Source organism: Salmonella sp. NW38, from assembly GCF_051807745.1.
GTDB classification, from domain to species: domain Bacteria; phylum Pseudomonadota; class Gammaproteobacteria; order Enterobacterales; family Enterobacteriaceae; genus Salmonella; species Salmonella enterica.
In genome coordinates this window covers 210,268-236,419 of the sequence record NZ_JAMMTO010000002.1, presented here as the reverse complement: position 1 = coordinate 236,419, position 26,152 = coordinate 210,268, and the positions used below count along the sequence as shown (strand labels likewise).

Here is a 26,152-nt window from a genome sequence, read left to right as displayed (position 1 = left end):
GTGCAATTCTCCAGAGTAGAGCCCCGTTCTCAATTAGCGTTATCGTTTCTCTTTATATGCTGTTCCATAAAACCAGCGTTAGCGCATGATCATTTTAATCCATTATCGTTGGAAAATGATGAACCGGGCGTGGAGAATGTCGATCTATCGGTTTTCGAAAAGGGGGGGCAGGCAGAAGGCACCTATAATGTTGATATTTATATTAATAACGCCAGTGTTGAAACAAAAAATATTGCCTTTAAAAATAAAAAATCAGCAGATAATAAGCTCTCCCTACAGCCGTGTCTTAGCGTTGCACAACTCAAGCAGTGGGGCGTAAAAACAGAAAACTTCCCCGAGCTTCAAAATGACCCAAACGGGTGTACCGATCTTAGTCTGCTGGCTGGTGCTGTAGCAAAGTTTAATGTCATCGGTAACCGGCTGGATTTAGCGATCCCTCAAATCGCGTTGATCGCCGACCCGCGAGAATTCGTCCCTACCAGCGAATGGGATGAAGGCATTAATGCTTTTTTGCTGAATTACAGTTTTACCGGATCGCAGGATCACGATATTGATGAAAACCGGACGGAAAATAGCGAATACGCTAACCTGCGCCCAGGTATTAACATTGGCGCATGGCGTTTTCGTAACTACTCAACCTGGAATCATGATAGCGATGGGCAAAATAGCTGGGATTCTGCCTACACCTATGTTTCTCGCGATATCGAATTTTTAAAAGGACAGCTGATCGCCGGGGAAAATAACACGCCCGCGGACGTCTTTGACAGTATTTCATTTAAGGGCGTACAGATCTCTTCTGATGACGATATGTTGCCGGACAGTATGAAAGGGTTCGCCCCGGTCATTCGCGGGGTGGCCAAAAGCAGCGCGCAGGTAACCGTTGAACAAAACGGTTATACCATCTACAAAACTAACGTTCCGGCGGGTCCATTCGCCATCAACGATCTTTATCCAACCGGCGGTTCGGGCGACCTGTACGTCACCATCAAAGAATCCGATGGTTCTGAACAGCATTTCATTGTGCCCTACGCCAGCGTTCCGGTATTACAGCGTGAAGGCCACCTGAAATACGACCTGACGGTAGGCCGCACGCGTTCATCAGATTCGCATTCCGCGCAACAGAATTTCGCAGAACTGACGGCCTTATACGGATTAGCAGGCGGCATAACCGCCTATGGCGGAATAGAGAGTACGCTGAGCAATGATATTTATCATGCGGCGCTCATCGGGACAGGCTTAAACCTTGGCGATCTGGGCGCATTGTCTCTAGACGTCACCAACTCATGGTCAAAAATTAAAGCAGGCGATGTGGTTAGCGATACGCTTACCGGACAATCCTGGCGTATTCGTTACAGCAAAGATATTCAGTCAACAGGCACCAATTTCACTGTCGCCGGTTACCGTTATTCGACCAAAGATTACTACGCTCTTGAGGATGTGCTGGATACCTATAGCGATAATAGTCACTATGATCATGTACGTAATCGCACCGACCTGTCGTTGTCGCAAGACATTATCTACGGTTCCATTTCACTCACTTTATATAATGAAGATTACTGGAATGACACTCATACCACATCATTAGGTATTGGCTATAACAACACATGGCATAACGTAAGCTATGGCATTAACTATTCTTATACGCTGAACGCCGATAATTCTCAGGATGAAGACGACGATACGGAAGACAGTAATGACCAGCAAATTTCAATCAATATTAGTATTCCGTTAGATGCTTTTATGCCGTCAACGTATGCCACCTACAATATGAACTCCGCGAAAGACGGCGATACCACGCATACTGTCGGTTTAAACGGAACAGCGCTGGCACAGAAAAATCTCTCATGGAGCGTTCAGGAAGGTTATTCCTCTCAAGAGAAAGCCACCAGCGGTAATGTGAGCGCAACCTATAACGGGACGTATGCGGATATTAACGGCGGATATAGCTACGATAATCATATGCGTCGCCTGAATTATGGCGTTCAGGGCGGCGTACTGTTACATCGAAATGGCCTGACACTATCCCAGCCAATGGACGACACCATCATATTGGTTAAAGCCCCTGGCGCAGCGGGTGTCCCCGTGAATAACGAAACGGGCGTGGACACCGATTTTCGGGGCTATGCCGTCGTACCTTATGCTTCGCCTTACCATCGTAATGAAGTGTCTTTAGATACGACGGGCATTAGAAAAAATATTGAGCTCATTGATACCAGTAAAACGCTGGTGCCTACCCGTGGCGCGGTGGTCAGGGCTGAATATAAAACCAATATTGGTTACAAGGCATTGATGGTATTAACCCGCATAAACAATCTGCCTGTTCCTTTTGGCGCGACCGTCTCGTCTTTAACAAAACCAGACAATCACAGCAGTTTTGTTGGTGATGCGGGGCAGGCCTGGTTAACCGGACTGGAAAAACAAGGGCGGTTATTAGTGAAGTGGGGGCCAACAGCAGCAGACCAGTGTCAGGTCTCTTATCGTATACCGAGCTCCCCCTCCGCTTCTGGCGTAGAAATCTTACACGAGCAATGCCAGTGATTCTGGTGGGATAAAAGATGAATATGAACAGATTTGCTGCATTAACCGCCCTGTTAACGTTCACGGGTCTGGCATTATGGTCGCCCTCGATCAGCGCGGCATACAATACCGCAGATGCCGTAGACATTAACGTTACGGGATTAATTTATGCCGATCCGTGTACCGTGACGGTACCTGACACGATCTCTCTTGGGCAATATGCCCGGGCGGATATCGCTGTGGCCGGTGGCAATACCGCCACCATTCCTTTCACCATAAAAATGACGAATTGCCCGGCAACGACCACAAAAGCCGCGATTTCATTTAACGGCGTACCTTATCCCGATCCAAATTATGCTTCTGCAATTTATGCAAACAGCGCGGCCAATCCGGCGCAGGATTTAGGATTACAGCTTTTTAACCTGGACGGCAAAAGTCTGGTCAATCTGGCCAACAACGTCACTTACACGGTGGATATCAACAGTAATACCCATGAAGCCAATTTGCCTGTCGCCGCAAGGATGTATACCCCGTATGGAAAAGTCACGGCAGGGGATTTCACGTCCGTTGTGACGATCACTATCGCATGGCAATAACATCTTTCTATTTCACCTGGTATAAAAGCAGGAATTTTTCATGAGAAGGTTATATCTGGCGCTTATTCTGCTGTTCGCGTATTCCAGTCATGGTTACGCCTCCTGTAAACGTTCCGGTAATGAAGGCGCGATCACTATCACCCCGCCGTCGCAGCTTGTGGTGGATAGCCACGCCTATACCGCAGGCGAAGTGTTGTGGCAATCGGGCTGGGTTTCCACCTCCGAAGTCACAATGGATGGCTGTAGTCGCGATTATAAGGTCGGTTTTTTATATGAACCCGGTAGCGCGCAGTCAAATACATCGGCGACAATCAATGCGAATGACGGGAACAACACGCCGGTATTTAGCACCGGGATTTCCGGCGTGGGCATTGCGATTAAAACCCAAACGAATGCTGGCCCTTACGATAATGTCATGCCAATCGATAATACCTACCATAATGGCGATGGCAATAAAACACACCATGCGATGGCTCCCGCCTACAATGTTGAACTGGTCGCCTTAGGCGGTCCGATCACCTCCGGTACCGCGACATTCCAAAGTCCACTGGCGCGCGTATCTTTTCGCGATAGCGCAACAGAAGACTCCGGCGGCGATATCCTGACCCATCTGTATTTGGGGAATACGCAATTGATTATGAAAGCGATGGGATGTCGGGTAGAAACACCTGCCATCACCGTGGATTTAGGCAGCGTCAATTTAGGCAGTTTCGCTAACAGTCAAACCGCGGGCACAGGCGAGCAGGATATCTTATTGACCTGCGAACAAGGCACCGCCATTTCCGCATCGTTAAGCGCCCAACCGGCCAGCGGAAACAATCCTGATAATTCAGTCATCCAGTTGAGCAATGCAAGCGCGCCAACCAGCGCAACCGGCGTTGGCGTACAGTTGGGTATTCAGGCGCCGGACGCCGGTTTCTTTACCGACAGTTTGCCAATCAATCAAAAAATTGATCTCTTTACTCACACGATTACTACCAATGCCGATGGCAGCCAGACGGTTAACGGCGGAACCATGAATATGTCCACCACCCTGAAAATTAGCGCGCACTACTATAAAACCGCCGCCACGGTAACGGCCGGGCAAGCGAATGCCACGGCAACATTAAACCTGACCTATAACTAACGGCATCACAGTTTCTGGCGCTGCGCGGGAAAACGTTAACGCGCGCGCCCGTTAGATTTATTTCCACAAACGTAATTCGTCATCTTTTACTGGCGGTAATGACTTACGTTGCTGACAAGAGAGCGAATACCAGTCCAGATGGCGCGTCAGGAACATCACGCCGCCAAGCGCCAGTAGCAGAACGCCGGTACCCAGAAGCAACGAGCTATCTTCCGAACGCAGCAATCCCCACATCACGCCATCCAGCGCCAATAACGCTAACGTAAACAGCACGCTATTGCGCCATCCTTTCAGCACCGCCTGCAAATAAACGCTATTCATCAACGCGCCCACCAGGCTTGCGGCGATCCAGGCTGGCGTGAAACCGATATGTTCCGACAGTGCCAGCAACAGCAGGTAGAACATCACCAGCGATAACCCCACCAGCAGATACTGCATCGGGTGTAACCGCTGTCCCGTCAGGGTTTCGAAGACAAAGAAAGCCATAAACGTTAGCGTAATCAACAAAATGGCATATTTCGTCGCTCTGTCCGTCAGTTGATACTGATCGGCTGGCGTCGATACAGCGACGCTAAACGCCGGTAAGTTGTCCCAATCTACCTTTTGCGCATCAGCAAACCGTTCGCCGAGATTCGTGGCAAACCGGCTGGTTTGCCACTGGGCCTGAAATCCTGAACCGCTGATTTCGCGTTTACCGGGAAGAAAATCCCCCACAAAATTTGGGTGCGACCAGTTGCTGGTCAGGGTCATTTCACTGCTACGCCCGACGGGAACCAGTGAAAAGCTGCCGGTTCCGCTTAAATTTAGCGACATCGCCAACGTCAGGTTGCGCGTCGCCCACTGACTGTCCGGCAGCGGGATATGAATGCCCTCTCTACTTTCCGGTAAGCCGGTCCCCGGTTCTACAGTGAGCGTTTCACCATTCACCTGCGGCGCTTTTACTGCGCTGATACCGCGCGCATCGCCGACGCCTACGACGATAAAGGGCTTTCCAAGGGTAATGTTCGGTCTGTTCAGCTCATGCAGACGGGCCACATCAAACTCTGCCTTTATCGCCATATCGGTATGCCACACCTGCCCCTGATAAATACCTATTTTTCGCGCTTCAACGTTTTGATTGCCTTCAACCAATAGCGACTCTGGCAGCCAAAAATAGAGATAGCTGCGCTTATACTGGACCTCTTTCTCCTCTTCCAGCACGGTATAGAGCTCTGTCACCGGAACCGCCACCAGCGGGCCGACAACCTTTTGCGGGCCGCTGGTACTCTGACGAATAGCGGCTTCTACATGGCTTCGATAATCAGCACGTTCCACGATGGTGTGCCGTACCATCATCAGGGGAATTAACAGCAGGATCATGGCGCCGCCTAACGTAATCATTTTCCACAACAGGGGGGATTTCAACATAGCGTTCTCCTTTGCAATGCCAGCAGTGTAAGAACGCGATGTGGAGAGAATTTGAAGTTATGTGAAGTGACGGTGAAGTGTCAACGAGGCCAGCACGCCGCCTTCGGGACGATTGCACAACGTCACCTCACCGTTGAGGAGTCGCGCCGCCTCGCTGACAAACGCCAGCCCAAGCCCGCTGCTTTTACGTCCATTTTCACGGGGCAACGAATAGAACCGGTCGAAAATGCGCGGCAGCGCAAAATCAGGAATACCACAGCCGGAATCCGTCACCTGCAGGATCGCTTTCTCCCCCATCGGCTGAGCGCTTAATGTGATAACGCCATTTTCAGGCGTAAAGTCGATGGCATTGTCCAACACATTGCCCAGCGCCTGCGCCAGAAGCTCCGAGTCGGCGACGACAACCAGCGAGGAAGGCCGTAGAGTAAGGGTGATATTTTTTGCCGCCAACTGAATACTGCGCGCCTCGCTAAGCTGCGTAAATAGCTCATCAACAGCAACCGGCGCGAGAGGGATATCCTGTCGGTTTTCCAGCCGCGCCTGGCGCAGCAGGGTTTCTACCAGCGCCTGCATTCGCGTATTTTGCGCCAGTATATTCTCTGTAAAGCGGGTAACCACATCCGCGGGCGGTCCTTCACGCAGAATCTCCGCCGCGCCGCGTATCGCCGCCAGCGGACTTTTCAGCTCATGAGTCAACGCATACACGTACTGCTCAATCTCATTCTTGCCTTCCAGCTTAATGCGCATACTCTCCAGCGCCTGCGCCAGTTTACGCAGCTCGCTGCTGCCTAATGCAGGTAACGCAAGCGGGCGGTTTTCGGTGACAGAATCCGCATAGCGCGTCAACCGGGCGATGGAGCGGTTAATCCACCAGACCATCCCCGCGCCAATTGCCAGCGCAATTCCCAGTAAAACGGCGCTGGCCCACAGAATGCGCCGTTCGCTGCGCTTAATCACCGGCGCCATTGCCGCATTCGGTTTACCGACAGACAGGACGCCGATAATCCGTCCATCGCTGATTATCGGCGCGGCTACGTACATCACGGTGCTATTGGGATCGGCAGCATCTTTTGCCGTGCTGCGGGCGCCATACTGTCCGCGCAGCGTAAGCCAGACGTCATTCCAGCGAGAATAATCCTGCCCCACCGCTTTGTTTTCCGAATCAAACAACACCTTCCCCTGCGCATCCGTCATGTAGACATGGTATTCATTACGCACTTTGACGATCCCGCTGATATTGGCGCGAAACGGGCGATGTTGCAGTTGGGCGAATGCTTTCGCCAACTGGCCGTCAGTCGGGTTGCCGGAAAGGAGATCGTCGCGGGCCAGCGCCGCCAGCAGCGTCGCGGTGTCAATCAGCGCCCCTTCCGTCGCGCGGCGGACGCCCGGCTTTATCTCCTGAACGAAGATAGACAGCACAAACACGGCGGCGACGGCAACAATAAGAAAGTAGCCCAGTAGCAAACGCATTCCGATGCGCATCAGACGCTCCTCAGGCTGTATCCCATTCCACGATGCGTGTTAATTGGCGAGAGATCCGGGTTGATCGCGCGTAGTTTAGCGCGCAGGGTTTTGATGTGTGTATCGACCGTCCGATCGAAGGTCTCCTGGGCATCAGACCAGACAATATCCATCAATTGCTGGCGCGAGTACACGCGCTCCGGCGACAGCAGCAGGGTTTTAAGGAGCAGAAACTCATAACGCGTCAGCGAGAGAGGCGTACCAAACCAGGCGATCTGCGCCGCCGGTTCATTGAGTTCAAAATGTCCGGTACGCACCACCGGCGACGGCGCAGCAAACTTTTTCACCCGGCGCAGCAGCGTGCGCACGCGGGCGCTCACTTCGCGCGGCGAGAACGGCTTGGCGACATAATCATCTGCACCGATCTCCAGACCAAGCAATCGATCCACTTCATCGCTACGGGCAGTCAGGAAAAGAATCGGCAGCGCAGGATGGCGTTCCAGCAACTGCCGACACAGCTCAAAGCCGCTGATATCCGGTAGTCCCACATCGAGAATCACCGCATCCGGCCGTTGCTGACGCGCTTTTTCCAGCGCGGGCAGCCCGCGAGCGAATAGCTCAACGGTAAACCCTTCCAGTTGCAGGGTGTAGATGAGCGTATCGGCGATTCCCTGTTCATCCTCGACTAACCAGACCTGCGGTTGCTGCATACTCTTTCCCTGTTATTGTCGCCACGGCATGACCGGCACCGCGCTGATGGCGTTCTTCGGCGACCCGTCGACCACTTTGTCGGAATAGGCCAGATACGCCAGCGTGTTGCGTTTCTCATCATAGAAACGCACGACCTGCAATGACTTAAATATCAATGAGGTGCGTTTTTTGAAAACCACCTCTCCCTGCGCCTTGCCGCTCTTAATTTTGTCGCTCAGTTCAATAGGCCCGACCTGCTGGCAAGAGATGGCGGCGTCAGACGTATCTTCCGCCAGCCCCAATCCGCCTTTTATGCCACCCGTTTTCGCCCGGCTAACATAGCACGTCACGTTTTTGACATCAGGATCGTCAAAAGCTTCTACCACGATTTTATGGTCAGGACCGAACATTTTAAATACCGTATCGACTGAACCAATTTGTTCCGCGCGGGCGCTCTGCCCCAGCAGCAACAAAATTGAGAAAAGTACTAAGCTCTTGTATTTCATATTGTTACCATTCATAAAAGTTACATTGCGTAATTATTAGACATTCTAAAATAAAATGGTTATAGATCACAGGATTAGAATAATTACTTGTCACGTTGCCTAAAAAAAGCATTTAAGCTCAAAAAAAACACTGAATGCTAAAAGAACAAAAAATGCTATTATCCTCTTACCTGATATCGGGTGCTCGTTGTTGAAAGGATGGGGATATTTTATGGATCAGGCTGGCATAATTCGCGACCTGTTAATCTGGCTGGAAGGTCATCTGGATCAGCCGCTGTCACTTGACAATGTGGCGGCAAAAGCAGGCTATTCCAAGTGGCACCTGCAGAGAATGTTTAAGGACGTGACGGGCCACGCCATTGGCGCTTACATCCGCGCCCGTCGTTTATCGAAATCAGCAGTGGCGCTGCGTTTGACCGCGCGTCCAATTCTGGATATTGCTCTTCAGTACCGCTTCGATTCTCAGCAAACCTTTACGCGCGCCTTTAAGAAACAGTTTTCCCAGACGCCAGCTCTGTATCGTCGCTCCTCGGAATGGAGCGCCTTTGGCATTCGCCCGCCATTACGGCTGGGCGAGTTTACCGTGCCGGAACATCAGTTCGTTACGCTGGAAGATACGCCGCTCCTTGGCGTCACGCAGAGCTATTCCTGCTCGCTGGAACAGATTTCCGACTTCCGCCACGAAATGCGCGTACAATTCTGGCATGATTTCCTCGGTCATTCGCCAACTATTCCGCCAGTGCTTTATGGGCTTAATGAAACGCGCCCCAGCATGGAGAAAGACGATGAGCAGGAAGTATTCTATACCACCGCACTGCCGCAAGAGCAGGCCGATGGCTATGTTCAGTCGGCGCATCCTGTGCTGTTGCAGGGCGGTGAATACGTCATGTTCACCTATGAAGGGTTAGGAACCGGCGTGCAGGATTTTATCCTGACCGTTTACGGCACCTGTATGCCAATGCTGAATCTGACCCGTCGTAAAGGGCAGGATATAGAGCGATACTACCCGTCAGAAGATACCAAAACCGGCGATCGCCCTATCAACCTGCGCTGCGAATTTCTGATCCCGATTCGCCGTTAACGCTGTAGCTCATCCAATGCAGGGGCGTCCAGATGCGAAACGTCCCCTGCGGTTTCTACCACCCACCCAGACGCCAGCCACTGACTTTCCTGGTAATCGATGCGGGAAATAGAGCAGTTGCGCAAACGTAACCGGCGTTCCGCCCAGGCGGGTAGTCCCAGTATAGTACTGACCAGACAGCCCAACGCGATACCGTGACTGACCAATAAAGGTCGGCTGCCCTGCGGTAGCTCCAGACAGGACGCCAGCGCGGCATGAACGCGATCGCTCAACTCCTGCATCGATTCCCCGCCGGGAATGCGGCCATCCTGCGTGCCGTTGACTAACTGACGACGCCAGCCCTCTTCTTCTTCCGTCAGCGAATCGATCTGGCGCTTTTCCAGCACGCCCATATCCAGCTCGCGCAGGCGGGAGTCAAAGGTGATATCACACCCGCACGCCTGGGCGATAATCTCCGCCGTGCGTTTTGTGCGGCCTAAATCGCTGCTGATGATATGGGTGATGCCGAGGCTGCGGGCGCGTTCTCCTACCTGCATGGCCTGCTGCTCGCCTTTTGCTGTCAGGGGACTGTCCGATTGGCCCTGAATACGTCGCTCGGCGTTCCACTGCGTTTCACCGTGGCGAACAAGGTATACCTGTAACATGTTTTTTTTCCGTTATACTGCGATAAATTTTTAAAACTGAGCTTAATTATGCACCAGGTTATCTCTGCGACCACCAATCCTGCCAAAATTCAGGCAATTCTACAGGCATTTGAAGAGATTTTCGGCGAAGGATCGTGCCATATTACGCCCGTCGCCGTCGAGAGCGGCGTACCGGAGCAGCCCTTCGGAAGCGAGGAAACGCGTGCTGGCGCACGAAATCGCGTGGATAATGCGCGACGCCTGCATCCACAAGCTGATTTCTGGGTAGCCATTGAAGCCGGAATTGACGATGACGCCACCTTCAGTTGGGTGGTGATTGATAACGGCGTTCAGCGCGGTGAAGCGCGATCGGCCACGCTGCCGTTGCCCGCCGTCATTCTCGACAGAGTCCGCCAGGGGGAAGCGCTTGGCCCAGTGATGTCGCAGTACACAGGTATTGACGAGATTGGTCGCAAAGAGGGCGCCATTGGCGTATTTACCGCCGGAAAATTAACGCGCTCCAGCGTTTACTACCAGGCGGTGATCCTGGCGTTAAGCCCGTTTCATAACGCGGTGTATCGATAATTATTTGCGCTATGTTGTAGGCCTGATAAGCACAGCGCCATCAGGCATTTCGCGGCGATGTTGCCGGATGGCCGCTTCGCCTTATCCGGCCTACGAGCAAATCAGGCGTTTTTCAGCAGTACATTCTCAAGCCAATGACGCAGTTCAACCGGCGCGGATTTCAGGCTGTTTGACCCGCGCGTGATGGTGGCGATGCCCGCCCCCAGCTCGGTTTTCAACTCGCGCTGGCTCATTTCGCCACGCAGCAACTCCTCAATAATGCGCACGCGCGTTCCCAGCGCTTCACGCTCGTCCGGCGTAAGCATCAGTTGTAATAAAGGCAGATGCAGATCCTCTGCATATGCCTGACGGAGTAACTCCACAAAACGAAGCCACTCCTGATTACGTTGTTCGGCGATAGCCGATGAATAAGGGGAATGCTGGGTCATGTTATACCGCCGTTTGTACTGTTACACGAGTACAAATGATAACATAACCCGTCTGCATTAATACCGCCGCTGCCACTCAGAGTCGCTCATTAAGGCCTCTTTCTGCCCCATAAAGTGGCGATAGTAAGCGTCATAGGCCAGAACGTTTTTCACGTAGCCGCGCGTTTCCGAAAAGGGAATGCTTTCGACAAACGCTACGGCATCGATACGCCCGGCGCTATTGCCCAGCCAGGTGCGCACGCGCCCCGGCCCGGCGTTATACGCCGCCGAGGCGAAAATACGGTTATTACCAAACTGCTGATAGACATACTGCAAATAGCTGGTGCCAATGTTGATGTTGGTCTCCGGCTCCAGCAGTTGGCCGGGGCCGCGGTAGTCCGGAATCGAAAACATTTTCACCGTATGGGTGGCCGTTCCCGGCATAATCTGCATTAAGCCGCTGGCCCCTACCGGCGATTTTACTTTCGGGTTCCAGGCGCTCTCCTGGCGGGCAATCGCCATGGCATAGCTTTGTGAGATATCTTTTCCGCGGGTATAGCGGGTAAAAAGATCGTTATACGCCAGCGGGAAACGCTCCTCCAGATGATCCCACAGTTTTCCGGCGATCGTCGCCTGTACGCTCAGATCCCACCAGTGCTGGTTAAACGCATAGCGCGCCAGCTGCGCCTGTTCAGATTTACTACGGCTTTTTACCAGATTCGCCCATTCGCTGCGCGCCGTGTTATCCAGGTTCCAGTACATCAGCTCCCGTACACGCGCCATCTCCGGCCCCTGCGTCAACGCGCTGTTTACGTTGGCGGGCGCTTTATCGATTTTAAGCGTGTACTCTTCGCCTAAACGCTGCGCCGCGACCATCGGATAAAAACCGCGCTTCTGCATTAAAGCATGAAGGATCTCTTTCGCTTCGGCGTCACGACCGCGCTCCAGCAATAAATCCGCCTGCCAGTAACGCCACTCGTCTTTCTCTTTCGCCTCCATCGGCAGGCGGGCAAGCCAGGTATTGAGACCGCGACGATCGCCCATCCCCAGCGCCATACGCACGCGCCGCTCGATAAGCGACGTCGATTGCGAGCGCATAATCGCGTCATCGCGCCATTTCGCCTGCGCATCGGTCACATCGTTGCCCATCAGTCGCCAGGCAACGATATCGCGCAGCGCCTGCGTTTGTTCCTCATTAAGTTTCTGCGCCTGTACCAGCGAGGGGATCATCAGACGCGCATTTTCCGCGTCCTGGCGGGCGACGCTGGCAAACGCGACTTCCGCCATCTGGCGGGTAAAATCGGTGGCGCCAGTGGTGCGTGCGAAGGTCAACACGTTATTAGGGTCATTAGCCAGGGTAATGATCGCTGAGGCGATCGTTTGATATTCCGCCGGCATCTGTCCGGCCAGTACCGTAACCAGCCCCGTATTCCCGGCTTTCATCGCCAGCCGAATACGTTCCAGGTACGCCAACGGGTCTTGCTTGCCGGAGGCCCGCCAGACGCTGAACAGTTTATCGCAGGCATTCGGCTGGCTTTTGCCGGTCAGCCAAAGGTCTTTCGCGCCCTGCCAGGCCGCTTCCGTTTGCCCGGTACTCCATTTCGCGTAGTAATAGTTACATTGCGCTTCCGTGGTGCCGGGTTTCTCCGGGCTAAACGCCAGCAAGCCGCGCCAGTCTTCACGACGCGCCAGCTCATTGACGAAGCGCGATTGCAGCGTACGCGCAGGCGGAAGCGTTGGATTGGCGCGCACAAACTGCGTGACGGCAATCGCCGGTTGGTTCATCAAATCGTCGGTGATCTTACGGTATTCCAGATACGGGTAGAGCGGATAATCTTTCAAACCCGGCATCATCTGCTCTACCACATCCATCTGGCGGTTGTCCCAGGCCTGCTTAATCTGCGCATAGCGGTTACGCTGCTCTTCCAGTGAGTCGGCCCGCGCGAGGTGACAAAAGGTCAGCAGGCATACGCTGGCGGCGACGAGACGCCAGACAAATGGTTTGGCTCTATCCACAAGCACTTCCTCAATTGTTATCCAATGCAGCATCATGCCGCGTAATGAATTTATGCTAACCAGTCATAGCCATTTGCGCCACGTTACGGACACTTTTTTACTTTTATTGCGAGTGCGATCTGCTGGCTGGGCTTAGGCAGGGAAAAAGGCTACACTTCGCCTTTGAAATCTATTCACCATCACGATAAACATAGAGGCGAAGTCCAACGTGGCTCAATTCGTTTATACCATGCATCGTGTCGGCAAAGTGGTTCCGCCGAAACGTCATATTCTGAAAAACATCTCGCTGAGCTTCTTCCCTGGCGCCAAAATCGGCGTGCTGGGCCTTAACGGCGCCGGTAAGTCTACCCTGCTGCGCATCATGGCGGGTCTCGATAAAGATATCGAGGGCGAAGCGCGCCCGCAGCCCGGCATTAAGATTGGCTACCTGCCGCAGGAACCTCAGCTAAACCCGGAACACACGGTACGCGAGTCGATTGAAGAGGCCGTTTCGGAAGTGGTTAACGCCCTCAAACGTCTGGATGAAGTGTACGCGCTGTATGCCGATCCGGATGCCGACTTCGACAAGCTGGCCGCAGAGCAGGGCCGGCTTGAAGAGATTATCCAGGCGCACGACGGTCATAACCTGAACGTGCAGCTTGAGCGCGCAGCTGACGCTCTGCGTCTGCCGGACTGGGATGCCAAAGTCGAAAAACTGTCCGGCGGCGAGCGCCGTCGCGTGGCGCTGTGCCGTCTGTTGCTGGAAAAGCCGGATATGCTGCTGCTCGACGAACCCACCAACCACCTGGATGCCGAATCTGTTGCGTGGCTGGAACGTTTCCTGCACGACTTCGAAGGCACCGTCGTGGCGATTACCCACGACCGTTACTTCCTCGATAACGTCGCCGGTTGGATTCTGGAACTTGACCGCGGCGAAGGTATTCCGTGGGAAGGCAACTACTCCTCCTGGCTGGAGCAGAAAGATCAGCGTCTGGCGCAGGAAGCGTCTGCCGAAGCGGCGCGCCGTAAATCCATTGAGAAAGAGCTGGAGTGGGTGCGTCAGGGCGCGAAAGGCCGTCAGTCGAAAGGTAAGGCGCGTCTGGCTCGCTTTGAAGAACTGAACAGCGTTGAGTATCAGAAACGTAACGAAACCAACGAACTGTTTATTCCACCAGGACCGCGTCTGGGCGACAAAGTCATTGAAGTCAGCAACCTGCGTAAATCCTACGGCGACCGCGTACTGATCGATGACCTGAGCTTCTCGGTGCCGAAAGGCGCTATCGTCGGGATCATCGGGCCAAACGGCGCGGGTAAATCGACCCTGTTCCGCATGATGTCCGGTCAGGAGCAGCCTGATAGCGGCACCATTACGCTGGGTGAAACCGTCAAGCTGGCCTCGGTCGATCAGTTCCGCGACGCGATGGACAACAGCAAAACCGTCTGGGAAGAAGTGTCCGGCGGGCTGGATATCATGAAGATCGGCAACACTGAAATGCCAAGCCGCGCCTATGTAGGCCGCTTCAACTTCAAAGGCGTCGATCAGGGCAAACGCGTTGGCGAACTGTCCGGCGGTGAGCGCGGTCGTTTGCACCTGGCGAAGCTGCTGCAGGTGGGCGGCAACGTCCTGCTGCTCGACGAACCGACGAACGACCTGGATATCGAAACCCTGCGCGCGCTGGAAAACGCCCTGCTGGAGTTCCCTGGCTGCGCGATGGTTATCTCGCACGACCGTTGGTTCCTTGACCGTATCGCCACCCACATTCTGGATTATCAGGATGAAGGTAAGGTGGAATTCTTCGAAGGTAACTTTACCGAATACGAAGAGTACAAGAAACGCACGCTGGGCGCCGAGGCGCTGGAGCCGAAGCGTATCAAGTACAAGCGTATTGCCAAATAAATGTCTGAATGCCGGGTGGCGCTTGCGCTTACCCGGCCTACAAACCCAGCGATTCCAGTACGTTGTGAAACTGTAGGCCTGATAAGACGCGGTAAGCGTCGCATCAGGCATTGGTTCTTATCCCTGCTCGCCCATCATCTCTTTCACCAGTTCCACACAGCGCAAAAAGCGGCCATCGTAATCAGCCTCTTTAACGTGAACGAACTCAATGTTGTTCTCTTTCAGCATCTCGACCAGCAGGTTCTGGAACGCTTTGCGATCCACTGAACTGCCCAGACTTCGCAGTCCGTCAGCTACCCACGGCGTATTATTCTCCAGCAAAATCACCAGGTCGAAGCGATACTCGTCGATCAGCGCCTGGACAAAGGGATGCTCGCGCCCTTCGTATTTTTTGCAAAATGCCTGGGTGGTGACGAAATCGGTATCGATAAACGCCACTTTATTCGCATATTTCACTGCAAAATCAATATATTGTGCATGACCCAGCGCGATTTTATCGTAATCGGAATACTGTAACGCCATCTCATCGCCGCCCAGATGCGAAAAGACATAGTCGCGGCCATATTCCCAGGCGCTGGTGGTATTAAAAATATTGGCGAGCTTATTGACCAGCGTAGACTTGCCGCTTGATTCCCCGCCCAGTATAGCGACGGTACGCACGAAAAACGGCTTCACTTCGGTAGGAATATATTCCCAGTAACGAAACGGATTTTCGCGGATTTGCGCCCCGCTGATATTCATAAACGTGCGTTCAGGATCGACCAGCACCGTCTCAATCCCTAAATGCTCAAGATACTGCGGCGCATCAGCCTCTTCGGAAGTGTAGATCCAGCTCGGCTGTATTCCCTTCTCTGCCATAAACGCTTTAATGCCGTTGCTCCAGACGTCCCAGCCATGCGGATAAGGCTCCATCCCCTCTTCATTAAAGGCGTGGATGCGAATATTTTTTTGGTATTTGAAGGTTTGCAATAACCAGCGCAGGCGATCCGACACGGTGGGCTGCTGCGACATGGCGCTATCCTCAAACAGCCCGCGGTCGCGCGTATCGTCATATCCCATAATGATGTGCAGCTCATCCACCTGGCTACAGGCGCGCTGGATCAAGTAGATGTGTCCGGTATGCAATGGATAAAATTTACCGAACACCACGCCAATGTTTTTCTGTCGGCGGGGAAACTCCAGCCCGAGAAAACGGTGTAGCGCCTCCAGTTTTTGCGCGCTGGGGCTTTTGATTTTGGCGTTAAGTAACTGACTCAGATACCCCTTGGTCATACCGCTGGCGTCAGCCACCTGTTGCAGAGTGCAACCTTGCTGCTTAATCGCGGTTTTGAGATAGTCGAACGATGACACAAGAGCCTCCTGCTGGAAAAATCGCATAACACTGCCTGATGGCGCTTCGCTTATCAGGCCTACAACATCAATCCGTATCAATCCGTAGGCCGGATAAGACGCATTGCATCGCCATCCGGCAAATTATACAACATCGCTGCATACAGCGAATTATAAGTCGTCAAACACGCTTAACGCATCTGCGAGCTTTTTAACACCGAACACCTGCATTCCTTCCGGCGGCTTTTTCGGTACGTTGGCGGCAGGCACAATCGCCCGACGAAAACCGTGTTTCGCCGCCTCGGAAATACGCTCCTGCCCGCTCGGCACCGGACGAATCTCGCCTGCCAGCCCCACTTCGCCAAACACCACCAGATCCTGCGGCAACGGCCTGTCACGCAGGCTGGAGACCATCGCCAGCAGTAAAGCCAGATCCGCGCTGGTTTCGGTGACTTTCACGCCGCCGACCACGTTGACGAAGACGTCCTGATCCGACATTTGCAGACCGCCGTGTCGGTGCAGCACCGCCAGCAGGATTGCCAGACGGTTTTGTTCCAGACCGACCGCCACGCGTCTGGGGTTCGCCATCATCGAGTGATCGACCAGCGCCTGAATCTCCACCAGCAACGGTCGCGTGCCTTCCCAGACGACCATCACTGAACTGCCGGAAGTGACCTCATCGCCGCGGCTTAAAAAGATGGCGGACGGATTGCTCACTTCGCGCAACCCCTGTTCGGTCATGGCGAAGACGCCCAGCTCATTGACTGCGCCAAAGCGGTTTTTGTGGCTGCGCAGCGTGCGAAAACGAGAATCGGCGTCGCCGTCGAGCAATACTGAGCAATCGATACAGTGTTCCAGCACTTTCGGCCCCGCCAGCGACCCGTCTTTGGTGACGTGGCCGACCATCACGATCGCCACGCCGCGCGTTTTGGCGAAGCGCGTCAGGTAGGCTGCCGTTTCGCGCACCTGGGCGACGCTGCCCGGCGACGACTGGATGTCCGCCATATGCATCACCTGTATAGAGTCGATCACCATTAGCTTCGGCTGTTCTTCTTCGGCAATCAGGCAGATCTGCTCGATGCTGGTTTCGGAGAGCATATTCAGATTAGCGGTCGGCAGGCCGAGACGGTGCGCGCGCATCGCCACCTGCTGTAGCGACTCTTCGCCGGTGACGTACAGTGTTTTCATCTGCTCGGCGAGCTTGCACAGCGTTTGCAGCAGCAACGTTGATTTGCCCGCGCCGGGATTACCGCCAATCAAAATGGCGCTGCCGGGTACCACCCCGCCGCCCAGCACGCGGTCAAACTCTTTAAAACCGGTAGAAAAGCGCGGCAGTTCCTCAAGACTGATGTCAGACAGTTTCTGCACTTTTGATACGCCCGCACTGCCGGCGTATCCGCTCAGACGTTCGTTACGCGCCACCGTCGGCGACGCGGCAAGGCGCACCTCGGTAATGGTGTTCCAGGCATGGCAGGCGCTGCATTGCCCCTGCCAGCGCGGGTAATCGGCCCCGCATTCATTACAAACAAAGGCGCGTTTTGGAGCTTTTGCCACGTTTTACCTCTTTCGTTAACGCTGTTGCCGGATGGCGCTGGCGCTTATCCGGCCTACGGTCGCCTTGCCATTGGGCAGGTTAATCATTTCTGGTTCATGCTGCCGGAGAGAATGCAAAACACGCCCATCAGGTCAGCGTGGCGGATCGTAATCTCCGTCTTTTCGTTTACTTTTGGCTTGGCATGGAAGGCAATACCTAACCCTGCCGCTTTGATCATTGGCAGATCGTTAGCACCATCGCCAATCGCCACCGTCTGCGCCAGCGGGATATCATGCTCTTGCGCCAGACGAAGCAAGGTATTGGCTTTATACTCAGCATCCACAATATCGCCGATAACGTGACCGGTAAATTTACCGTCCATGATCTCCAGCTCATTGGCGACCGCCGCCGTCAGACGTAGCTGGTCACGCAGATAGTCGGCGAAGAAAGTGAAGCCGCCGGAGGCGATAGCGATTTTCCAGCCAAGCGCTTCCAGTTTTAGCACCAACTGCGTTAATCCTGGCATTAGCGGCAGATTCCCGCGCACCTGGCGCAAAATATCGGCATCCGCGCCTTTCAGCGTCGCCACGCGGCTACGCAGGCTGGCGGTAAAATCAAGCTCGCCGCGCATCGCGCGCTCCGTCACTTCAGCCACCTTCTCACCGGTACCGGCCAGCTTCGCGATTTCATCGATACACTCAATCTGGATCGCCGTGGAATCCATATCCATCACCAGCAGCCCCGGCGTGCGCAGATGCGGAATTTTACCCAGCGGCGCGACATCCAGCTGCGCCTCATGCGCCAGCCGCGTCGCACGCGGCGTCAGCGACCCCGCCAGACGAATGACCTGATAATCCTCCACGCACCAGGCGGCGACAATCACCATTGCGGCGCCCAGTTTGGTCTGATATAGAGTTAAACGCTGCTTATCCAGCCCGCGCCCATACAGCAGCCAACCGCTGCGGCCTGCATGGTAATCCAGAGGCATCACCTCGTCGCCGCTTAAAGAAAGAGGCAAACCAGGCCATAAAGAGACATCTTCAGGCAGATCGCACCAGGTAATGTTAGGCATTAAAGCTCCTGTAAATCGTTCAGGCCGGTAACCGCCCCGCGGAAAATAACGCATGAGGCTACCTTGTAACCATCGCTTCTGGCAACATTAAGCCTCAAATTTTCAGCAGGTGGAATATGGCTCGCGCAAAACTGAAATTTCGGCTGCATCGTGCAGTCATTGTATTGTTCTGTCTCACACTGCTCGTCGCGCTCATGCAGGGCGCGTCCTGGTTTAGTCAAAACCACCAGCGACAGCGCAATCCGCAGCTGGAAGAGCTGGCCCGCACGCTGGCGCGCCAGGTGACGCTCAACATCGCCCCGCTGATGCGCAGCGAAACACCGGATGAAAATCGCATCAACGCCGTGCTGCGTCAGCTCACGCAAGAGAGCCGTATTCTGGATGCCGGCGTCTATGATGAACAGGGCGATCTTATTACTCGCGCTGGCGAAAGCGTCAATGTGCGCGACAGGCTGGCGCTGGATGGCAAAAAAGCGGGCAGCTATTTTAACCAACAAATTGTCGAGCCTATCCAGGGGAAAAACGGCCCCTTGGGTTACCTGCGTCTGACGCTGGATACCCACACGCTGGCCACCGAAGCAAAGCAGGTCGATAACACCACCAACATTCTACGCCTGATGCTGCTACTCTCGCTGGCGATAGGCGTGGTGCTGACGCGCACCTTGCTACAAGGTAAACGCACCCGCTGGCAGCAGTCGCCCTTCCTGCTAACGGCCAGCAAGCCTGTTCCGGAAGAGGAAGAGCGTGAGGAAAAAGAGTAAAATGACGGCTTAATAAAGGTAAGGAAAACCACCATGACTACATTACGCCTGCTTATTTCTGACTCTTACGATCCCTGGTTTAACCTGGCGGTCGAGGAGTGCATTTTCCGCCAGATGCCCGCCACCCAGCGCGTGCTGTTCCTGTGGCGCAACGCGGATACGGTGGTGATTGGACGCGCGCAAAACCCGTGGAAAGAGTGTAATACGCGGCGTATGGAAGAAGATAACGTCCGTCTGGCCCGCCGTAGCAGCGGCGGCGGCGCGGTATTCCATGACCTCGGTAATACCTGCTTTACCTTTATGGCCGGTAAACCGGAATACGATAAAACCATCTCCACCCATATTGTGCTCGCGGCGCTGAATTCGCTGGGGGTCATGGCCGATGCTTCGGGACGCAACGATCTGGTCGTAAAAACGCCGGACGGCGATCGCAAAGTCTCCGGTTCAGCCTATCGCGAAACCAAAGATCGCGGTTTCCATCACGGTACGCTGCTGTTGAACGCCGACCTCAGCCGTCTGGCGAACTATCTGAATCCCGATAAAAAGAAACTTGCGGCGAAAGGGATTACCTCCGTTCGCTCCCGCGTGACCAATCTTACCGAGCTAATACCGAGTATCACCCATGAACAGGTCTGCCAGGCGGTCACTGAAGCCTTTTTCGCCCATTACGGCGAACGCGTCGACGCGGAAGTGATCTCACCGGATAAAACGCCGGATCTGCCGAATTTTGCCGAAACCTTTGCGCGCCAGAGCAGTTGGGAGTGGAATTTCGGCCAGGCACCGGCGTTCAGCCATCTGCTGGACGAACGCTTCACCTGGGGCGGCGTCGAGCTGCATTTTGACGTCGAGAAAGGTCATATCACCCGTGCGCAGGTGTTTACCGATAGCCTGAACCCGGCACCGCTGGAAGCGCTGGCGGGGCGACTGCAAGGGTGTTTGTACCGCGCGGATATGCTGCAACAGGCGTGCGAAGCGTTACTGGTTGATTTCCCGGAGCAGGAAAAAGAACTGCGGGAATTATCGGCGTGGATTGCCGGAGCAGTGCGCTAAATGAATAATATCAGAGAGATGAATGTGTCTCTGATATTATTTAAACATAACAACATATTCTGAAAAATGAGCGAATAGCACAAATAGTTAAAACACACTCGCCAACTACTATAATCTTTAAAATTAATATTATTCCCCCGCACTTCATAAACCCAGCGAATTATAAACCTTTTATCATCACCAATGATGATTAAAGTTTTTCTTAAGCAAGATTTAATTTTATTAAATTTACAACCTATCATTCTCTTCATAGAATCCCGGCGCGCATTACATGTTCTTTGGAAATATACTTAATCGTTAGGGATTACTGATGAAAAAATTATTAATAGCGACCTCTGTCGTAATAGGATTATCAACTTCAGCGCAAGCGGTTGAATCCACTGCTGTATTAAAACTGACTGGCGTTTTAACCAACGGCGCATGTATACCAGAGTTAAGTGATGGTGGGGTTGTAGATTTCGGTACTAAGGCCGTTAGCGATCTGCTGCCAACTGAGACGAATCAACTGGGATACAAAGATATAACACTCACGATTCAGTGTCTTGCACCGGCAAAAGTTGGCTGGACCGCTACCGATAATCATGCCGATTCGGTAACATCATTGACTATCGATGACGCAACATTTAGACATCAGAACAATAGAATACCAAACTATCAGCTAGGTCTGGGTAAAACAGCAGGTGGTATCAACATTGGTTCATTCGGCCTCTCTATGGACTTGAATAATGCGACCGCCGATGGAATTCAGACGAAAATGGTAGCGTCAAGTAGTAATAATCCAGATTTGTGGGCTATCACAGGAAACGAATTCGTTGCGCTTACAAATACATTTCCAAATATCACTACATATAGTGTCGGCGATGAAAATGGCCCCGCCGCTTTTACCATTGCAACATTTCCTATACGCGTAGCTGCCGCTATACAGGGAACGGACACACTGGCTATTACCGATAACACCACGCTTGATGGTCAGGCGACCTTTACACTCGTATATCTGTAACTCCAGCATTCACATGGAATATTCAACACCTCTTTAATGGAACTATAATGAAAAAAATTTTGCTTATTACTGCAATTGCAGCAGCCTTTGCTACAACCAGCGTGAATGCTGACACCACCGCCGTATTAAAAGTCACCGGTCAACTGATTGTTGGCGGTTGTACCCCAGAACTCAGCGACGGCGGCGTGGTTGATTACGGTACTATCCGCCTCGCCACACTTTCCGCAACCGATGTAAACCAACTGGGCACTAAAGATGTCTCTCTGAGTATCTCTTGTCCATCTGCAACCAAAGCAGCCTGGACTATTACCGATGACCGTGCGGACACCCACCCAGGCGCATCCGTTATCTCCATAGCCAATGGCAATATGACTAATGGTATAGTATCTGATACCACAATGTCCTACGGCGTTGGCAAAACAACCGAAGGTGTAAAAATCGGCGCGTTCTCTATTTATACCGATACCGCGAACGTTACCGCTGATGGTGTAAAATCTGACGCTATCTCAGGAACCGTTGATAGCCCAGTCTGGCAGAAGTCCACCACCGGGATTATCAAAAACGGCAATATGGAAATGTTTACCGTTGCTACAAAAGGCACCACCGAACCGGTTCCGTATACTCTTGCCATTTTCCCGCTGAAAACCTCACTGGCCATTCAGGATACTGCAACGCTGGCCATTACTGATGATACTGTTCTGGATGGTCAGGCAACCATCACGCTTAAATATCTCTGATCCAGACCGTATAAAAAGGTTATTGATCTGTCTCCCTTATTATGGGGAGACAGATTAAAATTAAAGGACTAATTCTGATGCCAGCAGTGACTAAACTTCCATTATTATTACTCAGCGTCCCCTTTGTTTTTTCAGCACTCTTTTCACAGGCTAACGCTGCCGGCATGGTACCGGAAACTACGCTACTGGTGATTGAAGAATCCACACACAGCGGCGTAATGAATGTTAAAAACACCGACAGCAATCCGGCTTTGTTATATACCACCGTCGTTGATTTACCTGACGACAATGGTGTGAAGCTGGATGTCACTCAACCGGTTGTTCGCGTTGAAGCAGGCCAGCAGCAGCAACTACGCTTTATTATGGAAAGCACGGAACCGCTCACCGTCGAGCACTATAAGCGCGTCACGTTTGAAGGTATTCCTCCGAAATCTACCAATAAGGGAATGAAAATAGGTTTTAATCTACGCCAGGATTTGCCGGTATTAATTCGTCCTAAAAATCTACCGGTCGTTACTGATGCCTGGAAATTATTAACCTGGTCCAGAAACGGACAAACAATCAACGTCAAAAATCCGTCTCCCTACGTTGTACGTTTAGCCCAAAATATTACCTTCTTACCTTCCGGTGGCGAAGGCACGATTAAAAAAACCTATATTCTGCCCGGCGAAACATTGAACGTCAGTATAAAAACGCCCCTTGCTGCTGATACATCCGTACGTTTTTACCCTGCCAGCCGTTACGGCATTGAAGTCCCCAGCTTTACCTCACCGCTGGTGCCGTGATGAGAGCTAGCACGTGAAGTATTCAAAACTGCCGCTATACATCAAAACTGCGCTTTATTGCTCACTGGCGACCACGACGTTTTCGGCTCTGGCGGAGGAGCTGAATTTTGACATGGGTATTCTCACCTCCAGAGGCATTAGCCCCAACGTGGCACAATATTTTTCCCGTGCGCCGCGTTTTCTACCAGGCAGCCACACCGTCATGGTAAAGATCAATGGCGTAAATAGAGGGTCGTTGGTCGCGCGTTTCGACACAGAAGGCCAGCTTTGCGTGGATGACGATTTCCTCAGCGCCAGCGGGCTCGTACCGCTTAATATCAGCGCCAAAGAAACATGCCATAGCCTACAAGAAGATTATCCCTCAGCGATTATTACCCCACTGCCAAACAGTGAATCGCTGGAGCTTTTTGTTCCGGCGCAGGCTCTGGATAATAACTTACTCTCGCTAAACAACGTGATTAAAGGCGGCACCGCCGGGTTATTTAACTATAACCTGTACGCCAGTCGCAGCGAGTCATCCGGTAGCGATAGCCGAAACTATGCTCAGGCAAACCTTGAAGCTGGCTTAAACTTCGCGGAATGGACGCTGCGCAGCCGCTACATGCTGACGAATAATGATGGAGAATACCGTACCGATAGTCTATATACCTATGCGGAGCACGTATTTCAGGCACAAAAAATGCGTGCGCAAGTTGGGCAGATCAACGTCAACTCCAGTCTATTCAGTGGCGCGCCGATCAACGGCGTACAGCTTATCCCTGAACAAGGGCTGGCACAGGATACACAAGGCGTAACCATTAACGGTATTGCCCGAACCCACCAGGCTCGCGTTGAAGTTCGTCAGTCCGGACAGATTATTTATACCGCACCAGTGAACGCTGGGGCATTTACCCTTGAAAATGTCCCCATCATACGCAGCAATACCGACCTTAACGTCAGCGTCGTTGAAACCGATGGCTCAACGACAACCTTCACGGTGCCGGCAGTATCCTTTAATTTACGCGAACTCACGCCCGCAGGCTTGACAATGTCCATAGGGCGCGTACGTGATACCACCAGCGACTATTCTCTCCCCTGGATCTATAACATCAGCGATGGTTGGAAACTGAGTGAAAACTGGCTGGCGCAGGCGTCTGGCGTACTGGCACAAGACTATCAAGCGGCAGGAGGTATGCTGCAATGGCTTCCAACCAACAAATGGACGTTTTCCGGCTCAATGCTGGGCAGTAAAGCGTCCTTTGGCGAATCTCTGCAGGGTGCGAAAAGTGAACTACGCGCCAGCATGGCGCTGCCCGGGGAAATTAGCCTTGACGTCAGTACCGCCCGCTACAGCGACGGATATCGAGAGTTAACGGATGCGCTCAATAAAGATGCTTACGAATACCAAAGCAGCTCCAGTGCTAATATCGCCTGGAACCATAATCTGTTAGGTACCTTCTCTCTGGGTTATTACACTTATCAGGCTACGGATAATGACAACGACTCTAGCAGTATAATGGCTTCCTGGGGCAAAACATTTAAATATGCCTCAATTACCGCTAACTGGCAGCACGCTGTTAATCAGGATGATGAGAATCATAACGGCAGTAATGATGATGATATGTTTTACATCAACATCAGCATTCCACTAGGTGAGCAGCGCGTCGGCGCTTATATGCGTAATCAAGGTGATAAAACAACCTACGGGCTACAAAATAATGGTTCGCTGAGTAAAGATACCCATTACTATATTTCTGCGGATCGTGATGCAAAAAACCAGCAAAATAGCTTCAACGGTAATCTCAATAGCAATCTCCATTACACTCAACTCAGCGTGGGCGGCGGCACTGATGGCGATAATTACCGCAACTATAACGCAACCTTCAGCGGGGGCATCGCTGCACACGAACATGGCATAACGTTCTCGCCTTACACCATCAAAAATACCTTTGCTATCGCACGCCTGAGTGAACCAGAAAGCGGCATTGAAATCGCCACGCCACAGGGGCGAATCTGGACTGACCGCTGGGGGCAGGCCGTCATTCCGGGGCTAACTGAATGGCGGAAATCCCGCGTAGAGGTTAATGCGAATACGCTACCAAAGAGTATGGAACTGGCAAACGGTATTAAGAATATTACCGTCGCGCACAGCGCTTTTCGGGTACTGGATTTCAACGTGCTGAATACACGCCGTGTGATGCTGGCAGTAAAGCGTCCGGACGGCTCATGGCTACCTAAAGGCACCAGCATTGTAGATGAAAAAAATAACTATTTGGTCAGCGCTGTCGACAGCGGACGCGTATTTATCACCGATGTTGCGGATAATCCTGCGTTATATGCCGCTGATGATAATATGAATCGTCTGTGTCGCATCAACTACACGCTGCAGAAAATCCAGGATAAAGAGGCATTTTATGAAACGGCAAAGGGAGTCTGTCAATGAAATCCAACAGCAAATGGTTGAGGATTGCTATATGTTGTATCTTCACCGCACTACTCCCTCCATCAGCCCGTGCCGACGATGACTGCCAAATAACGTTCTCTTCGCCAAACGTCAGCTTTGGCTGGCTTAAGCAAGATGATATCGTCAATTCTCAGCAAGGCTGGAATCAAATGTCTTCACAGGAGATTCACGTTAGTGTGAGTTGCCCAAAAAGCCAGAATATTGCTCTTTTTGTGCAGGCCTCTGCGGGGGAAAAGGGACGATTTTATTTTGGAAATAACGGTGGTCTCGTCGTACGTGTTAGTCAGATGATAGTAGATGGTAAAAGTTATCCTATTGCCAGCACCCTTGATAGAGTGAGCTTTGCTCCCAATGACAGTGCCCTGGATAGTCTGTTGCTACATAATAACAACGGTATTATCGCGATGGATAATAACCAGCAGGTCAGTGGGAAAATGATGAACGTCACGCTGACATTAACACCTGTCTTGAACGATAATCAATTTACACATTCTACCGATACGGTCATGCTAGAAAGCAATTTACAGTGGGAAGTGCTGACGAAATAAAC

General features: G+C 52.5%; 23 protein-coding genes. 13 read left to right on the top strand and 10 right to left on the bottom strand.

The genetic code is table 11. The features are described 5' to 3' along the window. The 3 genes from NA624_RS04940 to sthE are packed head-to-tail and all read left to right on the top strand — an operon-like array spanning position 1 to position 4,239. Complete coding sequence (locus NA624_RS04940) at positions 1-2,538, top strand: fimbrial outer membrane usher protein (RefSeq protein ID WP_001160698.1); 2,538 nt, start codon at positions 1-3, stop codon at positions 2,536-2,538. Between the two features lie 17 nt (positions 2,539-2,555). Continuing rightward, the gene (locus tag NA624_RS04935; protein ID WP_001056991.1) at positions 2,556-3,113 is read left to right on the top strand and encodes a fimbrial protein; all 558 of its coding nucleotides are present in this window, start codon (positions 2,556-2,558) and stop codon (positions 3,111-3,113) included. A 40-nt stretch (positions 3,114-3,153) separates the two neighbouring features. Next, positions 3,154-4,239: a fimbrial major subunit SthE gene (gene sthE / locus NA624_RS04930; protein ID WP_001253774.1), complete on the top strand. Its 1,086-nt coding sequence runs from the start codon at positions 3,154-3,156 to the stop codon at positions 4,237-4,239. A 57-nt stretch (positions 4,240-4,296) separates the two neighbouring features. Here the strand turns inward: sthE and creD are convergent, their stop codons facing one another. From creD to creA, 4 genes are read right to left on the bottom strand one after another with little or no spacing between them, the layout of a single operon-like run. Then, complete coding sequence (gene creD / locus NA624_RS04925) at positions 4,297-5,646, bottom strand: cell envelope integrity protein CreD (protein WP_000920388.1); 1,350 nt, start codon at positions 5,644-5,646, stop codon at positions 4,297-4,299. Between the two features lie 57 nt (positions 5,647-5,703). Further along, positions 5,704-7,128, bottom strand: a complete 1,425-nt coding sequence (gene creC, locus NA624_RS04920; RefSeq protein ID WP_001219511.1) for a two-component system sensor histidine kinase CreC — start codon at positions 7,126-7,128, stop codon at positions 5,704-5,706. After that, positions 7,128-7,817: a two-component system response regulator CreB gene (gene creB / locus NA624_RS04915; RefSeq protein ID WP_001187046.1), complete on the bottom strand. Its 690-nt coding sequence runs from the start codon at positions 7,815-7,817 to the stop codon at positions 7,128-7,130. Before creB ends, creC begins: the two co-directional genes overlap by 1 nt. Positions 7,818-7,829: 12 nt before the next feature. After that, a complete protein-coding gene (gene creA, locus NA624_RS04910; protein ID WP_000875812.1) occupies positions 7,830-8,303 on the bottom strand; it encodes a protein CreA in 474 nt (157 codons plus the stop codon). A gap of 211 nt (positions 8,304-8,514) precedes the next feature. On the opposite strand from creA, the gene robA reads away from it, so the two are divergent. Continuing rightward, the gene (gene robA, locus NA624_RS04905) at positions 8,515-9,384 is read left to right on the top strand and encodes an MDR efflux pump AcrAB transcriptional activator RobA (RefSeq protein WP_000371685.1); all 870 of its coding nucleotides are present in this window, start codon (positions 8,515-8,517) and stop codon (positions 9,382-9,384) included. Here robA and gpmB read toward each other — a convergent pair. After that, positions 9,381-10,028: a 2,3-diphosphoglycerate-dependent phosphoglycerate mutase GpmB gene (gene gpmB / locus NA624_RS04900; RefSeq protein WP_000942363.1), complete on the bottom strand. Its 648-nt coding sequence runs from the start codon at positions 10,026-10,028 to the stop codon at positions 9,381-9,383. The genes robA and gpmB overlap by 4 nt on opposite strands. A 48-nt stretch (positions 10,029-10,076) precedes the next feature. Here gpmB and yjjX point away from each other — a divergent pair, with 48 nt between their 5' ends. After that, entirely contained in the window at positions 10,077-10,592 is a 516-nt protein-coding gene (gene yjjX / locus NA624_RS04895; protein ID WP_000554311.1) for an inosine/xanthosine triphosphatase, read from the top strand. Between the two features lie 101 nt (positions 10,593-10,693). Here yjjX and trpR read toward each other — a convergent pair whose 3' ends face one another. After that, a complete protein-coding gene (gene trpR, locus NA624_RS04890) occupies positions 10,694-11,020 on the bottom strand; it encodes a trp operon repressor (protein ID WP_000192003.1) in 327 nt (108 codons plus the stop codon). A gap of 57 nt (positions 11,021-11,077) precedes the next feature. After that, a complete protein-coding gene (gene sltY / locus NA624_RS04885; protein ID WP_155580949.1) occupies positions 11,078-13,048 on the bottom strand; it encodes a murein transglycosylase in 1,971 nt (656 codons plus the stop codon). Positions 13,049-13,223: 175 nt separating this feature from the next. Between sltY and ettA the strand changes: the two genes are divergently transcribed. Further along, entirely contained in the window at positions 13,224-14,891 is a 1,668-nt protein-coding gene (gene ettA, locus NA624_RS04880) for an energy-dependent translational throttle protein EttA (RefSeq protein ID WP_000046770.1), read from the top strand. A gap of 117 nt (positions 14,892-15,008) precedes the next feature. Here ettA and nadR read toward each other — a convergent pair whose 3' ends face one another. The 3 genes from nadR to serB form a co-directional block, all read right to left on the bottom strand. Next, positions 15,009-16,241 (bottom strand): multifunctional transcriptional regulator/nicotinamide-nucleotide adenylyltransferase/ribosylnicotinamide kinase NadR, encoded by a 1,233-nt coding sequence (gene nadR, locus NA624_RS04875; protein ID WP_000093829.1) that lies wholly within the window; start codon positions 16,239-16,241, stop codon positions 15,009-15,011. A gap of 150 nt (positions 16,242-16,391) precedes the next feature. After that, positions 16,392-17,774 carry a DNA repair protein RadA gene (gene radA / locus NA624_RS04870; RefSeq protein WP_001029710.1) on the bottom strand — a complete coding sequence of 461 codons (1,383 nt, stop codon included), beginning with the start codon at positions 17,772-17,774 and terminating at the stop codon, positions 16,392-16,394. An 83-nt stretch (positions 17,775-17,857) separates the two neighbouring features. Beyond that, positions 17,858-18,826, bottom strand: coding sequence for a phosphoserine phosphatase (gene serB, locus NA624_RS04865; RefSeq protein WP_001132941.1), 969 nt, complete (start codon positions 18,824-18,826; stop codon positions 17,858-17,860). A gap of 116 nt (positions 18,827-18,942) precedes the next feature. Here serB and NA624_RS04860 point away from each other — a divergent pair, with 116 nt between their 5' ends. The 7 genes from NA624_RS04860 (at position 18,943) to NA624_RS04830 (ending at position 26,150) form a co-directional block, all read left to right on the top strand. Beyond that, positions 18,943-19,587, top strand: coding sequence for a YtjB family periplasmic protein (locus tag NA624_RS04860; protein ID WP_000090067.1), 645 nt, complete (start codon positions 18,943-18,945; stop codon positions 19,585-19,587). A 33-nt stretch (positions 19,588-19,620) separates the two neighbouring features. Continuing rightward, positions 19,621-20,637 carry a lipoate--protein ligase LplA gene (gene lplA / locus NA624_RS04855; protein ID WP_000209776.1) on the top strand — a complete coding sequence of 339 codons (1,017 nt, stop codon included), beginning with the start codon at positions 19,621-19,623 and terminating at the stop codon, positions 20,635-20,637. A 310-nt stretch (positions 20,638-20,947) separates the two neighbouring features. Next, positions 20,948-21,637, top strand: a complete 690-nt coding sequence (locus NA624_RS04850) for a DUF1120 domain-containing protein (RefSeq protein WP_000734712.1) — start codon at positions 20,948-20,950, stop codon at positions 21,635-21,637. A 47-nt stretch (positions 21,638-21,684) separates the two neighbouring features. Beyond that, positions 21,685-22,374 carry a DUF1120 domain-containing protein gene (locus tag NA624_RS04845; protein WP_000722272.1) on the top strand — a complete coding sequence of 230 codons (690 nt, stop codon included), beginning with the start codon at positions 21,685-21,687 and terminating at the stop codon, positions 22,372-22,374. A gap of 77 nt (positions 22,375-22,451) precedes the next feature. After that, positions 22,452-23,159, top strand: a complete 708-nt coding sequence (gene stjC, locus NA624_RS04840; RefSeq protein WP_001112028.1) for a fimbrial biogenesis chaperone StjC — start codon at positions 22,452-22,454, stop codon at positions 23,157-23,159. A 13-nt stretch (positions 23,160-23,172) separates the two neighbouring features. Then, positions 23,173-25,581 (top strand): fimbrial biogenesis outer membrane usher protein, encoded by a 2,409-nt coding sequence (locus NA624_RS04835; RefSeq protein WP_000877658.1) that lies wholly within the window; start codon positions 23,173-23,175, stop codon positions 25,579-25,581. Then, positions 25,578-26,150 carry a membrane protein gene (locus NA624_RS04830; protein ID WP_000841610.1) on the top strand — a complete coding sequence of 191 codons (573 nt, stop codon included), beginning with the start codon at positions 25,578-25,580 and terminating at the stop codon, positions 26,148-26,150. Before NA624_RS04835 ends, NA624_RS04830 begins: the two co-directional genes overlap by 4 nt. Positions 26,151-26,152: the final 2 nt, after the last annotated feature.

Excerpts from the sequence above, each read along its gene's own strand:
- NA624_RS04935 (WP_001056991.1), top strand. The coding sequence starts at position 2,556 with ATGAATATGAACAGATTTGCTGCATTAACCGCCCTGTTAACGTTCACG.
- sthE (WP_001253774.1), top strand. The coding sequence starts at position 3,154 with ATGAGAAGGTTATATCTGGCGCTTATTCTGCTGTTCGCGTATTCCAGT.
- creD (WP_000920388.1), bottom strand. The coding sequence starts at position 5,646 with ATGTTGAAATCCCCCCTGTTGTGGAAAATGATTACGTTAGGCGGCGCC.
- creC (WP_001219511.1), bottom strand. The coding sequence starts at position 7,128 with ATGCGCATCGGAATGCGTTTGCTACTGGGCTACTTTCTTATTGTTGCC.
- creB (WP_001187046.1), bottom strand. The coding sequence starts at position 7,817 with ATGCAGCAACCGCAGGTCTGGTTAGTCGAGGATGAACAGGGAATCGCC.
- creA (WP_000875812.1), bottom strand. The coding sequence starts at position 8,303 with ATGAAATACAAGAGCTTAGTACTTTTCTCAATTTTGTTGCTGCTGGGG.
- robA (WP_000371685.1), top strand. The coding sequence starts at position 8,515 with ATGGATCAGGCTGGCATAATTCGCGACCTGTTAATCTGGCTGGAAGGT.
- gpmB (WP_000942363.1), bottom strand. The coding sequence starts at position 10,028 with ATGTTACAGGTATACCTTGTTCGCCACGGTGAAACGCAGTGGAACGCC.
- yjjX (WP_000554311.1), top strand. The coding sequence starts at position 10,077 with ATGCACCAGGTTATCTCTGCGACCACCAATCCTGCCAAAATTCAGGCA.
- trpR (WP_000192003.1), bottom strand. The coding sequence starts at position 11,020 with ATGACCCAGCATTCCCCTTATTCATCGGCTATCGCCGAACAACGTAAT.
- sltY (WP_155580949.1), bottom strand. The coding sequence starts at position 13,048 with ATGCTGCATTGGATAACAATTGAGGAAGTGCTTGTGGATAGAGCCAAA.
- serB (WP_001132941.1), bottom strand. The coding sequence starts at position 18,826 with ATGCCTAACATTACCTGGTGCGATCTGCCTGAAGATGTCTCTTTATGG.
- NA624_RS04860 (WP_000090067.1), top strand. The coding sequence starts at position 18,943 with ATGGCTCGCGCAAAACTGAAATTTCGGCTGCATCGTGCAGTCATTGTA.
- lplA (WP_000209776.1), top strand. The coding sequence starts at position 19,621 with ATGACTACATTACGCCTGCTTATTTCTGACTCTTACGATCCCTGGTTT.
- NA624_RS04850 (WP_000734712.1), top strand. The coding sequence starts at position 20,948 with ATGAAAAAATTATTAATAGCGACCTCTGTCGTAATAGGATTATCAACT.
- NA624_RS04845 (WP_000722272.1), top strand. The coding sequence starts at position 21,685 with ATGAAAAAAATTTTGCTTATTACTGCAATTGCAGCAGCCTTTGCTACA.
- stjC (WP_001112028.1), top strand. The coding sequence starts at position 22,452 with ATGCCAGCAGTGACTAAACTTCCATTATTATTACTCAGCGTCCCCTTT.
- NA624_RS04830 (WP_000841610.1), top strand. The coding sequence starts at position 25,578 with ATGAAATCCAACAGCAAATGGTTGAGGATTGCTATATGTTGTATCTTC.